This is a genomic window from Flavobacterium xylosi (assembly GCF_042787345.1).
GTDB classification, from domain to species: Bacteria; Bacteroidota; Bacteroidia; order Flavobacteriales; family Flavobacteriaceae; genus Flavobacterium; species Flavobacterium xylosi.
This window is the reverse complement of record NZ_JBHZPZ010000015.1, coordinates 17,086-30,309: the sequence shown is the minus strand read 5'-3', so window position 1 is coordinate 30,309 and position 13,224 is coordinate 17,086. Positions and strand designations below refer to the sequence as shown.

Below are 13,224 nucleotides of genomic sequence, written 5' to 3'. Positions count from 1 at the left end.
GGCAACAAGAAAAATCAAAACGGCTTTTTCAAAAAGCTTTTCATTGCAATCGCGGCTAAGGAAGTTGGGGATTAATTTGAGACTAGGTTTGATTTAAGATGATTCAGCTGCGTTCCATCACTGCGAGGAACGAAGAAATCACAATAAAACAGTCTACAAACACAAAAGAAAACTATTATAATGGAAGCACTAGATTAGATTGCTTCATTCTTCGCATTGACAAATTGCATCGAATGGCAACTGTACTATATAACAGAAATAGATTAATGAGAACCGCATTATTAACAAGCGTCAATTAGTGTGTTTTTATTTCGTTTCAATATCTACAATTTTTTGTCCATTGGTTCCTAAATAATGTTTTAGCAAACTTTCAAATACGCTTGCGCCTGTGTCCGAATTGGTAAAAATTATAATTCCTTGCTTTGTTTTGGGTAAAAGAAACACTAGAGTTTGTACACCATTGTCAGAACCGCCGTGAGATAAGGCATATGCTTCATTGTCCAAATCATAAATTTCGAATCCCAAACCAAAATGTTTTCCTTTTGAACTCGGGACCTGGTTTGAGGTCATTTCTTCAAATACTTTATCTGTTAATCCATCACTGTTTAATACACTTACTAAAAATTTTCCGTAATCTTCAATAGTCGTTAGCAAGTCATCTGCCGCATTGGGTTTATTGTTTTTTACGGTTTCGTAGGGCTTTCCGTCTTTGTCATAACCAATTGCTAATCTTGATACATCAACATTTTTATCCCAAACATATCTGGTATCAGTCATTTTTAACGGTTGAAAAATAAGTTCGTTTGCTAACTTTTGCAATGATTTATGAAACTTCTTTTCCAATACTTTTCTCAAATATTCCATTCCTTCTCCCGAATATTGGTATTTTGTTCCTGGGTCAAATTGAAAGTGGAGCTTCTTATCGTCATTCATCCAACGCCAATTAGGGAAGCCAGTTTGGTGGCTTAAGATAAGCCTTGTAGTTAATTTTTTATTGCGTGGGTCATTGGCTATGTCTGGGTCGGTCCAGTATTTGTAAACAGGTTCGTCTAAATTCCATTTGCTTAAACTAACCAACTTCAACGCAACGATGGCAGTCACCGGTTTGGTTAAAGAAGCCACATTAAAAACAGTATTGTAAGGAGCTGTAACGCCTTTGGTGATTTCTCCAAAAACTTTTACTTGTGTCACTACTCCATTTTCAATAATTCCCAATCCCATTGTTGGAATCTTATTTTGTTTCAACCATTTTTCAATTTCAATATCGGTATCAAAAATTGGATTTTCTGTTTTATTATTGTCGTAAGGTTGATGATCGAAACTAAATGAAGTAGTCAATTTCCATTCTCCATTTTCCAATTGCCAAACGTTAGAGAACTTCGCAATTCCAGGTTGGCTTTCTCGTTCTTCATAAAATAGATGTTCGCCATTATGAACTGCTCCGTAGAGCACTCCATTTCTATATAGCGGAAAAATTTCAGTGCTTTCTTTTACCAAAATCCGTTTTACTTGTCTCGTTTCTGGACTTTTACAAAGTCCGTTTTTTAAGTCGTAAAGAAATTTTGTCTTATCAGAAATCCCGTCTCTGTCGTGATAAAATTTTAGGTTGTCGCTCAACAAAATTTCAAATTGTTTGATGTCGCAAGTGTTAAAACCAACATTGAACAGCAAACTATCTTTGGATAGAATTGTTTTATAAAGTGCTGAATTTTTATAAACCTGCGCATTGCTGTTGGCGCAAATAGTGATTAGAAGGAGAAAGCTGAAAAGTATTTTTTTTGTCATTATACTGTTGGATTTTGCTAAAATTATACTTTGGCAAAGTTTAGAAATGTATCTTTTTTACACAAAATATTTACCCGACAATAACCCGACAACAACATGACAGCTTTTACAATAGGCTAAAATTCAGCTTGTAATGAAGTTTTTTATTCCGGTCTATTTCTAAAGCATTTCTAAGGATGATAAAAACATTAGACAAAGCAATGAGTATAATAAGGATTAATGTGAACTGACGTCCAAGCTTTAAAAAAATACCTGACATAAATACAATAGGTGCCATTATGGTCCAAAGTATTTGAACGGAAATTAGTTGTTTAGTGAATGTGTTTTTTTGTTTCATTGTAATCATCAAAATAAGGGGAACGATGATATTAAATGGTGGAAGTATTATAAATGGAATGGAGGAAAGGTTGATTAGTTTTAAGGTGGAATAATTAATCAAGATCGCTTCTTCCGGTTTTTCTTTTTCTTCAGTAACAGTGGTGTTTTCTAATTCCGTTTCTTGATTTTGCAATTGGCTTTCTGCTACAGCTAATGCTTTTGACAAAATTCGTAACGTATACCCTTTGGGCTCTTTCCCTGTTTCAATTCGCTGAATCGTTCTTACTGAAACCCCAGATTGTTCAGCTAATTCTTCCTGAGTTAGATTTTGTAAAATTCTTATGTTTTTAAGTTTTGACATACGTTTAATTAAAATTGCTGCAATTCAATCCAATTTGGGTTTTATACAAAATGGTTCTTCGTTTTTTTTAATTTCATAAAATTATAATTTATTTCTGAAAAAGCTTTTTTATAGCCAAAGCTTTTAAAAAAAGATGAATAAAAAAATCCGCAACCAACAGTTACGGATTTCTATACTTAAAAGAAGAACTCTTTTCACTCCACTTCAAAAAGTAAAATTTGCGTTTTTTGTTTATCTGAAAAATTATTATCGGTAACAAAAATTATGGAGCGATGACCATTTACCAATTTTGGACCAAAAGTAAGGCCTTCGATATTATCAATAAAAATCCCCAAATCATCCATGTTTAGAATCAGTTTTTTAGAAGCCAATTCAATCTTTTGATTTTGCAATGAGTTGTAATTTTTAACGTTAGTTGCTTTTTTAAAATCACACAAAAAAACTTTTACCGTGCAGGCTTGCGTCCCGGTAGAGTAGGAGCGTTCCACAACTAATAACTGATTTTTACCATAGTATTGAATCGCAGAAACACCATTCACGGCAAAAGCGCCTTTCGGATTGGGTTCACGTTCAATAGGCTCCAATTGATATCCGTATTGAGCGGTATTCTCTTTTGTTTTGGTGTCAAATTGATACAGCCGAATTAGACCTCCTTTGCTGGTACTGGCTTGGTCGCCGTCTTCAAAAAGCGGTTCTTCAATGTTAGTATAAATGGTTTTGTAGTTTTTATCAAAAGTAATACCTTCTAAAGTTCCATTATTTCTAGGCCCTTTTTCCAGTTTCTGCATTTTTAAATTTTCAGGGATTGTTACATGGCCAAGAAAATCACCTTTTATATACATAAAATTCAAGGAAGGATTTTGTAAAACTTCCTTATCTGCAGTTATCACTCGTGCGCCTTCGCTGCTCCAAACCAAAGTGTTTGTCTTTGGGTTATATCGCACATCTTCCGGATCGGCGGAGGTAGTTGGGCTGGTATTCCAATTACCATAGTTTTTTCCTGCTTCGTCTTTTAAAGTAATGACATTTGTAAAATCAACACTTTCCAATTTATCTTCGACCAAACGAATTTTTGCGGTATAAAATCGCGAATCGTTAAACACAGATCTATCGTCGCATATAAGATAGTAAATATCCTTTTTTTTATCATAATCTATTCCGGATAAGCCACCAATCTTGGTGTCTTGAAAAGTTTTGTCAAAAGGAATTTCAATAGAACTGACTAGTTTTAATTTTGGAGCTGTATTATTTTCAGTTGTCTGTTTTAAATTGGAACAGGAAAGAAAAACAGTTTGTATAAAGACAAGGAAAATTATTTTACGCATAGTTCTATTGTGGAAATTTAAGACAATTATAGATTTGAAAATCATTTGAAATCTTGGAATTAAGATTTAAGATTTCCTGCTGCATTTCTGAAATACTCAATTTTGTAATTGAACATTTCAGCCATGTTTTTAGCGCGTAGTTTAGCTTCTTCTGCCAATGGGCCTATGAATAAGCTATCGGTGGTTTCAATAAAAATTTCCATCCAGCGGTCAAAGTGTTCTTTGGCAACTGGTAATTGCTTGTGCGGTGGGAAAGGGCTGCCGGAATAGGTGTGTACTTCTAGTAAAATGGTCTGCCAAAAACGATACATTTTCTCTAAATGTTCTGGCCAGCGAATGCCTATTTTTTCGTTGAATATGGGACCAATAAACTTGTCTTTTTGCACTTTAGCATAGAAAGTATCAACAAGTAATTTTATATCTTCTAGGGTTCTAATGTCTGTAAGGATTGTCATAATTTGGGTATAAAAAAGCCTACGCAAAGGTAGGCCATTTATATCAAATACTATTGTAAAAGGTTCTCGCTGCTTTTTAAATTATATCAAATACTATTGTTGTTGTTTACTGTAATCTGAAAACTGCTTATTTTTTAACAGGTGGAAATTGCTCTAAAATTTTAGCAACAAATTCGTTGATTCGTTTTTCTTTTTCACTGCGGTTTTCAGTCAAATAACCAATGCCTTCTCCTTGCCAAACTAATTCTTTCTTCTTAGCGTCAATTAAATCAATGAATAATGTTCCTTCAGTTGAGGATGATACAAAAGTGTTGTTTCCTCCCCACATGAATGGATTCCATCCCCATCCCCAACCATAACCCCAACCGGCATTATACTGATTTACATCAATTCGTTCTCTCTCTTTAGTTAATATGTTAATCAACAAATCCGGATTTTCACTTTTAGTCATTCCTTTACGACTTAGCTCGAGATCTATGGCGTTGAGTATTCTTTTTTTATCCAATTCTGAAATTTCAACTTTATCAATGCCTTTTTTATGGAAAGCATACGTTTTGTATTGACTAAAATCTACATTATTATCATAATCAGAATACACTCTTACAGAACTGCAAGCGGTAAACACTAAAAGTAGAAATACAGGAAGGAGTTTTATTGTTTTCATGGTATACTTATTTGATTACTAAATGGTTATTAAAGATACGTTCAAATTTTTAAAAATCCAATAAATTGTCTGCTACTATATTAGGGATGGTGACTTTCAACAAAGGTTGCTTCTCCATTGCCCTTTTTATTGCAAATAATGCTCCTTCATTGCGTGCCCAACTTCTTCTGGAGATTCCATTGTTGACATCCCAAAAAAGCATTGATTCTAAACGTCTTGAAGCTTCTTTTGAACCATCAAGAACCATACCAAATCCACCGTTAATTACCTCGCCCCAACCAACTCCTCCACCGTTGTGGATAGATACCCAAGTAGCGCCACGAAAGCTGTCTCCAATCACGTTTTGTATCGCCATATCAGCAGTAAAACGGGAGCCGTCATAGATATTTGAAGTTTCTCTGTAGGGCGAATCAGTTCCGGAGACATCATGATGATCCCGACCTAAAACCACAGTTCCTATTTCGCCTTTGGCAATAGCCTGATTAAAGGCTGCTGCAATTTTTACCCGCCCTTCGGCATCAGCATAAAGGATTCTGGCTTGGGAACCTACAACTAATTTGTTTTCCTGTGCGCCTTTTATCCAATGAATATTATCTTGCATCTGTTGTTGGATTTCGACTGGTGCCGTTTTGGCCATTTCTTCTAAAACCTGACAGGCAATGAAATCTGTTTTGACCAAATCTTCTGGATTCCCTGAGGCGCAAACCCAACGGAATGGGCCAAAACCATAATCAAAACACATAGGACCCATAATATCCTGAACGTAACTTGGATACCTAAAGTCAATATGGTTCTCTGCCATAACATCAGCACCGGCGCGCGAAGCTTCCAGCAGGAAAGCATTTCCGTAATCAAAGAAATAGGTTCCCTTTGCAGTGTGTTTATTAATTGCCGTGGTATGTCGGCGCAATGTTTCCTGAACTTTAATTTTGAATAAATCAGGATCATTAGCCATCATTTCATTGGCTTCTAGAAAGGAAACGTCAGCTGGATAATAGCCGCCCGCCCAAGGATTATGAAGAGAAGTTTGATCGGATCCTAAATCGATATGGATATTTTCTTGGTCAAATTTTTCCCAAACATCCACCACGTTTCCGAGGTAGGCGATAGAAACGATTTCTTTATTGGCTTTCGCCAAAGCGACCCTCTTTACTAATTCATCAATATTTTCAATCACTACATTGATCCAGCCTTGACTGTGACGAATATGGGTAATTTTTGGGTTTACTTCCGCACATACGGTGATGCAACCGGCAATATTTCCTGCTTTTGGTTGTGCGCCGCTCATACCACCCAATCCTGAAGTTACGAATAAACCACCTGAAGGACTGCGTTTTATTTTGCGGAAACCATTCAAAACGGTAATGGTTGTTCCGTGAACAATTCCTTGCGGACCAATGTACATGTAACTTCCTGCGGTCATTTGCCCGTATTGCGAAACGCCCAAAGCATTCATTTTTTCCCAATCGTCCGGTTTAGAATAATTAGGGATTACCATTCCGTTTGTAACGACAACGCGTGGCGCTTCTTTATGAGAAGGGAATAATCCCATTGGGTGACCTGAATACATGGTTAATGTTTGCTCGTCGGTCATTTCTGATAAATATTTCATCGTCAATAGATACTGTGCCCAGTTTTGGAAAACGGCTCCATTGCCGCCATACGTAATCAATTCATGGGGATGTTGCGCCACGGCATAGTCCAAATTATTTTGGATCATCAGCATTATCGCTTTTGCCTGTTCGCATTTTCCGGGGTATTCATTAATTGGACGCGCACGCATTTCATAATCCGGACGAAAGCGATACATATAAATGCGACCGTATGTTTCTAATTCTTGACGAAATTCTTGTATTAGCTCGGCATGATGTTCGGGTTCGAAATAACGCAAGGCATTACGAAGTGCTAATTTTTTCTCCTCTGCTGATAGAATTTCTTTCCGTTTTGGAGCATGATTAATGTCGGTCTCATACGGTTTAGGCTGAGGTAGTATAGTAGGGATTCCTTGTTTGATTTGTTCTTGGAAAAGCCCGCTGGCCCCCAAAGGGGGAATTGTGTTAGGAGTTATTTGAGGTGAATTATTCATATTAATGTTACGTTTTATTATTCATAATCTCTTCTTTTTCCCCCTTTGGGGGTTGGAGAGCTTTCATACGGACAATGACGGCAGCCACTTTTACAGCAATACCCTCTTTTTAAATGGTGTTTTTCTGTAAAGCATTTATAACCTTCTGGCGTGTAATAGAAATCTTCGCCTTCAATTAATTTATTTTCTTTATTCTGATTAATCATGTTTTGGGGGTGTTCTAATTATTTAGAATATTTCGATTTGTACGATTTACTCAAACGATTGAGTTTTTCATTAAATAGAACTATTTTATTAGTACAAATTTATAAATTTTATAATCTAAGTTAGAATGAATCCCTTTCTATTTTTTGAATCGAATAAAATCGTTTTATTGCCGAGGATGCTTTTGAATTTTTCCAAAAAAAAGCCACTCGGTCAGAAGTGGCTTTTACAGTGCTATTTTTTAACTAGTATATTATTTTTTTGGAAACTACGGTGTCATTTTCTAAAGTGATTTTCACGATCAGACCTGCGGTAGTTTTGTTTAAATGACTCAAAGTGTATTTTAGAGCATTTACTTTTTTATAACTGTCAATTTTTCTTCCTGCTAAATCATATACGACAATATTTTTTATCAGTTGGTTAGAAGATTGAACGGTTACATTTTGATTTACAACCACATTTACCTGATCAGACTTAGATAAATAAAAGGTATCTGTGCCTAATGTTTTGTCGGTGAAACGGAGATAGAAACGATCGTTGAAAGTTCCTTTTTCTGTTTTGAAAACATATGGATTTTCTTTTAGATTATGAATTACACCTAGTTCTTTATCTTCTAAATAGATGTTTTGAGCATCAAAAAGCCCATCAATATGATCAATTCTAATTGACAGTTCTCCGGAGATTTCGGAATTATAACCTAAAGTGACCTGGTCATTTTCATTAAATGGTAATGCACGTCCCTGAATCGTTAATTCAGCTTCGGGTATTATGGAGTAGAAAGTAACATCATTTCCTCCCAAAGATTCTCCATCAAAACTCCTGTCTAATTCTTGTGTAGCACCCGCAACATACCCGACCAATGTTTGACTAAAAGCGCCCGAATTATTGGTTAGGTTTATCCAAATACGGTGTCTCTCTATGTCTGTAACAGTTTTTGGAATGGCTTCCTCCTTGTTGTTTTTAGTCAATTTAAAGAAATCACCATTTTTTCCTTCGACACCAACACGCATACTGTTGTTGAAAGTTGCATTTGCATTTGTTCCATTTGTCATAATATTTGCAGCTTTTACAAAAAATGATTGGCCACTGGCGATATAACCTGTAGGTGTGTTTCCCGTGCCAGCATTTGTTCCAAGCCCTCCAGCTACTGTGCCAGCGGTACCTACACCTCCTGTTTTGTTCCATGCTGCGTAATCGCTTTCGGTATAATTTAGTACATAATCCCCATAAAATGGATCAATAGTGGCAGCGTTAGGTTGTGAATTATGTGTCCAAAGATATAGGGTTCCATCGATTACAGGAACGTTTGCAGGGAGGTTTAAGAATGCTGCGGCGTCAAGTGCGGAGGGATACGGATTTCCTATAAGGTTCCATTCGTCATTTTCAGCATTATCATCTACAACACCTGTCAATGTTCCTTTTGAAATAGGAGTAGTTATGTCCCCATTATTTGGAGTTCCGTTAATAAATCTTGCAGTATAAATTGTATTCTCAGTATGTCCCCAAGGCGTTCTTATGATGTACCCTTTTCCAGGAGTCATCACCGTAGCATTACTCTCTGGCTGCCAGTTTCCACTACTCATAGCAACTGTAGGAATCCAAGAATACATATAAGAGTTAGCAGTAAAGAATTGTCCTAAAGTAAACGGAGTTACGGGAGTGCTCCAGTAGGTGTAATCCAGTTTTTTTATTGGCGTACTGTTTCTTTCTACATTAACAATTCCGGTATTAGTCGTATTGTTAATTTGTACTAAACTTGAATTGTTTCTTACGTTAAAAATTCCTCCGGTATTTACATTAACCCAGTCTGCAACGGTGATGTTATTAGTTGTTTGTAACTCTAAGTTTCCACCTGATTTTACTGTTAGATTTTTTGCGAAAGCATTGTAATCACTTCCAGAAATGATGGAATTGTTAGGTATGAACACACAATTCGTTATATCTGGAACCCCCGATGGTTTCCAGTTGTTGGAATCGCTCCAGTTTGAGTTTGTCCCTAACCATTGTTTTGTTTTGTTATATATAGTAACGTCTTTTGATACTGGGCATCCGTTTGAGAGCGTTGCTGTTGCGGTAAATGACCAGGATGTAGATGAGAGTTGGGTACTTGTTGGCTTGATATATACGGTACTTACTAACTGATTCGTGTAGGGTGTTTCACAAGTTGAGTCGACATAAGCATCAACACTTCCTGCTCCCCAAGAAAAGGTAGTATTCATTAATTTTGTTCCAAATAAGCGTACATCGTCAATCGCCCAACCGTCGCAGAATTGTGCATTGTATCTGAATCGAATTTTAAAATTGGCATTATTAATATAAGGTGTTAAATCGATTGTTACCGTTTCAAAATTAGTGGCAATAGCACGATCTTCAACATAAGTTTTAACAGCAGTCCAAGCTACTCCATTATTGGTTGAAACTTCTACATACGCAAAATCCAAAGGAATTCCATAGTAGGAGTAATATTGTCTAAAAGTTAATGTCAAATTAGAGTATGGAATCGTATTGAAATTTGCGGACTCTAATGATGTATTTACTAATAAGTTTTTATCTGAAGTACAAAACGCAAATTTATCGTTAATGGATCGGGAACTGATGGCAGGTTTCCAAACACTCAAAGTAGGAACAAATGTACTCGTTTTACTTTGCCATTGTGTGCTTACGTCACCAGCATCACCAATAATAACGGAGGTAAGAGTACCTAGTCCGCCTTGAAAATTTTCATTAATTAAATTATCTACCATATTGTCGCCGGATGCTGTGATGGTCACTATATTGCCTTCACCGCAAACTTCAGGTATTGATGGAGTCATACTTATAATGGATGATCCGTTAATTGTAGCAATAACTTTTGTTCGTATTAATGATTCACAAGTACCATTAAATGCGGTGACAAAATAGTTTGTTGTGATGCTTATAGATGGCGTGTTCCAGTTTCCAGTTGTTGAGGTACCTATAAGGGAACCTCCGGTAAGAGCATTATACCAACGGTATTGTGTAGGACTTCCAGATGCTATGGCCGATAAACTTACAATTCCAGTTTCACATCTTGAACTATCAGTCACTGAAGAAATGATTGCCGGACAATCAGGAACTACTGTAATTGTGTAATCCTCCGTTTCTCCCGTAGCTAAATTTCCACATGGAGAAAAAGTTTGAGAAGCTTCAAAGGAACGTATTCTTAATCTATAATTTCCCGGAGCCGTTCCTAAGGGAACTACGAAACCAAAAGAAGTTGCGATAGATAAAACACCGCTTGAGGTGTAAACTAATTCAGTTCCAGAGTCGGTTAGTGTGCCGTCATTATTCCAGTCTACCCAAGCTTTCAGGTATTGTCTTGATGTAGCTAGAGTTATGTCGAGGTTTATACCGCCTCCTGGTATTTGCGTAGTAGCAGGATGTGTTGTTGTATAATCAGCATATCCCGGTATTGATCGACCCGTGTTTAAATTGGTCATATTGGTTAGGTTACCCACTGTTTGAACGCTTTCTATATATCGTGTGCTTGTATTTGATGTAGCTGAACAAAATGAAAATCCAGTTGTCAAAACGTTCCCTGTTAATGGTGAGGTTGTATTATAAAAAGGTGCTCCTAAACAAGCGGAATTAAACGAATAAACAAAGAAGTAATATCTAGTGTTTGGGGTCAATCCTGTAGCAACAAAAGAATTGTCATTTTGGTTATTTATAACAATGTTTCCTGCTCCAACAGTTCCTCCAATGGAGTACGTTGTGCCGTTTACTGGTGCTGTAGGAACACTACCCGTGGTATTCATTATTAATAAATAGCTGTCAGCGACAGGGTTTGCATAAGTGAAAGTTCCAGAAATGGAAGTTCCCCCTGGTGTGAGATTTAATGTTGTTGGTTGTGCTGTTGGGGTAACGCAGGCCGGAGGAGTTGTAATATTGATGGTGTAATCTTCAGTTTCTCCGTATGTGCCAGACATTGAACAGCTCATCCCCGCGCCCGAAGTAACAGTCGTACTGTACGCATAGCGGACACGCATTCTTGTAGTTCCTGTAATTGCCCCGGCAGGTATAGGGATGGTAATTGTTGTTGTTGTACTTGGATTTATGGTGTTGCTTACCAGAAAAAATTCACCTGCATCGGAAAAAGATCCATTTTGATTTAAATCTATCCATACACCGGCGCCATGATAACCAGTTCCCGCTCCAACACTTAAGCTAAAGGTATAGCTGGACCCCTTAAGAACTGTAGTGGTCTGTGTCCCTGTGGCTGAATAGTTAGTATAGGCTCCGGCACTACATGTTGAAGGATTGTTTAAGGTATTGAAGCTTACGTTACTAATGAAATCACTAAGACTACAATTTAAGTTACCCGTTGGGGCGCAATATGAAGGGACTAATGTTGATATATTTCCTATTAATGGTGAAATTGTTCTATAAAGTGGTCCGCCAGTACAATTAGAATTAAAGGAGAACACATAGATATAATAGAGCGTAGATGCTGAAAGTCCGTTCGCTGTAAAGGTATTGTTGCCGTCCGTATCCACCACAATATTAGAACCTCCTAATGCGGTTGAGCCTACAGTGTAAGTTGTACCGTTAACTGGAACAGGTATAACGCCAGAGGTGTTCACTACAACCAGATAATTATCCGCGGTTGGACTCGCTAATGTAAAAAGACCTCCTATTGAAGTACTTGTAGGGGTTAAAGATAAAGCTGTGGGTTGGGCTGTAGGTGACACACAGGATGCTCCTGATGTAATATTGATTTTATAATCCTGTACATCTGTAAGACTATTGGTATTACATGGGGTAGCTGCACCTTGAGAGTCAAAGGCAAGTTCAACTCTTAAAACGGTTGAATTTACAACAGCTCCTGCTGGAACGGTGAAACTATTTGTAAGAGTAACAGTTTGGTTTGATGCGATAGTTGAAGTCGTTGATAGCACTGTTTCTGTTGCGACATCAAAAACCCCATTATTATTCCAATCAATCCATGCTGAGATATTTTTTTTAGTAGTAGAATTGTTCGAAACTTTAATACTAATAGTGTAAGTATTTGATTGTATTAAATTTGTTGAAACAGTTGGATAGTAATTTCTATAACCACCCCAAGCTGTACTGTTTTGGTTTATTGAAGTGTTTAAATTAACATTAGAGATGTATGAAGTTGCTGTTGAATTACCACCTGCAGAACAATAATATTCAGGCTGTGGATTTGTATTTTCAACTATACTAATATCATCAATGTTCATAATACCTGTTTTAGCATTACCTGAAGATGTTGTACTCATATAAAAACCAACAAATTTAGATTCTGTTACTGTAGCTTTAAAAGTAACTGAGTACTGATTATATGAATTAGATGTTACATTGTTTGAACTTGACCATAACAATTGATCCCCTACAGGAGCGCCAGACATTGCAGTATTTGTTGCAGTATTTGATTTAGCAATTTTTAATATACCTTGCCATTGGCTAACATTAGCCCAAATTGTGATTGTATACCATCTACCGTTAACAAAATCGATAGATGGAGTTATAATTGAGCCGCTATATGTGTTTCCTGATGGACTTGCAATTTGGCCTGATTTAGTACCAGAATTAGTGTTTCCTGTAAATGGTTGCGTAATTGTTCCTAAAGTTGAACTTGAAGTAAATGTAGAATTACCTGTCTCAAAACCTGAGCTAAATAAAGTCGTCTGCCCATTCATATTAGTTCCCAATAAAAACATCACAATCAAACTCAAAAGCAAAAATAGAGATTGCGCATAAGATGCTCTCTTTTTGACAATGATTTTGGAAGAATTGACAGCGATATTTGCTGAGAATTTTAGGTCAGTGGTATTTTTGATTGAGTAATTTTCTTCCATAAGGGCTGTGGTATTAAAGCGGCAAAAATAATTTTTTTTTGTTACGAAAACATATTTTCAGTCATAAATGTTGGATTGTTTATGTACTTTATCTGACTTTTTATACACTTAGTCAATGATAGTGAAGTGATTGTCGTTTTTTATTGAAAATGTTGCAAAATTGGATGGTTATAGGAAGTTATCAGG

8 protein-coding genes are annotated in these 13,224 nt (G+C 36.6%); all 8 read right to left on the bottom strand.

Translation table 11 applies throughout. The annotated features are described in order from the left end of the window. Positions 1-306: 306 nt before the first annotated feature. On the bottom strand, positions 307-1,785 hold the full coding sequence (locus ACFX5E_RS12500) for a serine hydrolase (protein WP_379855480.1): 1,479 nt from the start codon (positions 1,783-1,785) through the stop codon (positions 307-309). A 106-nt stretch (positions 1,786-1,891) separates the two neighbouring features. Continuing rightward, entirely contained in the window at positions 1,892-2,464 is a 573-nt protein-coding gene (locus ACFX5E_RS12495; RefSeq protein ID WP_379855479.1) for a helix-turn-helix domain-containing protein, read from the bottom strand. 194 nt (positions 2,465-2,658) lie between these two features. Continuing rightward, the gene (locus tag ACFX5E_RS12490) at positions 2,659-3,789 is read right to left on the bottom strand and encodes an esterase-like activity of phytase family protein (protein WP_379855478.1); all 1,131 of its coding nucleotides are present in this window, start codon (positions 3,787-3,789) and stop codon (positions 2,659-2,661) included. A 59-nt stretch (positions 3,790-3,848) separates the two neighbouring features. Continuing rightward, entirely contained in the window at positions 3,849-4,244 is a 396-nt protein-coding gene (locus tag ACFX5E_RS12485; protein ID WP_379855477.1) for a group III truncated hemoglobin, read from the bottom strand. A 127-nt stretch (positions 4,245-4,371) separates the two neighbouring features. Then, a complete protein-coding gene (locus ACFX5E_RS12480; RefSeq protein WP_379855476.1) occupies positions 4,372-4,908 on the bottom strand; it encodes a DUF4136 domain-containing protein in 537 nt (178 codons plus the stop codon). 49 nt (positions 4,909-4,957) lie between these two features. Continuing rightward, a complete protein-coding gene (locus ACFX5E_RS12475) occupies positions 4,958-6,994 on the bottom strand; it encodes a urocanate hydratase (protein WP_379855475.1) in 2,037 nt (678 codons plus the stop codon). A gap of 17 nt (positions 6,995-7,011) precedes the next feature. After that, a complete protein-coding gene (locus ACFX5E_RS12470) occupies positions 7,012-7,200 on the bottom strand; it encodes a DUF5522 domain-containing protein (protein ID WP_379855474.1) in 189 nt (62 codons plus the stop codon). A 243-nt stretch (positions 7,201-7,443) separates the two neighbouring features. After that, on the bottom strand, positions 7,444-13,038 hold the full coding sequence (locus tag ACFX5E_RS12465) for a GEVED domain-containing protein (RefSeq protein WP_379855473.1): 5,595 nt from the start codon (positions 13,036-13,038) through the stop codon (positions 7,444-7,446). Positions 13,039-13,224: the final 186 nt, after the last annotated feature.

What these genes read in the sequence shown, in the direction of transcription:
- ACFX5E_RS12500 (WP_379855480.1), bottom strand. Translation starts at nt 1,785, where the DNA reads ATGACAAAAAAAATACTTTTCAGCTTTCTCCTTCTAATCACTATTTGC.
- ACFX5E_RS12495 (WP_379855479.1), bottom strand. Translation starts at nt 2,464, where the DNA reads ATGTCAAAACTTAAAAACATAAGAATTTTACAAAATCTAACTCAGGAA.
- ACFX5E_RS12490 (WP_379855478.1), bottom strand. Translation starts at nt 3,789, where the DNA reads ATGCGTAAAATAATTTTCCTTGTCTTTATACAAACTGTTTTTCTTTCC.
- ACFX5E_RS12485 (WP_379855477.1), bottom strand. Translation starts at nt 4,244, where the DNA reads ATGACAATCCTTACAGACATTAGAACCCTAGAAGATATAAAATTACTT.
- ACFX5E_RS12480 (WP_379855476.1), bottom strand. Translation starts at nt 4,908, where the DNA reads ATGAAAACAATAAAACTCCTTCCTGTATTTCTACTTTTAGTGTTTACC.
- ACFX5E_RS12475 (WP_379855475.1), bottom strand. Translation starts at nt 6,994, where the DNA reads ATGAATAATTCACCTCAAATAACTCCTAACACAATTCCCCCTTTGGGG.
- ACFX5E_RS12470 (WP_379855474.1), bottom strand. Translation starts at nt 7,200, where the DNA reads ATGATTAATCAGAATAAAGAAAATAAATTAATTGAAGGCGAAGATTTC.
- ACFX5E_RS12465 (WP_379855473.1), bottom strand. Translation starts at nt 13,038, where the DNA reads ATGGAAGAAAATTACTCAATCAAAAATACCACTGACCTAAAATTCTCA.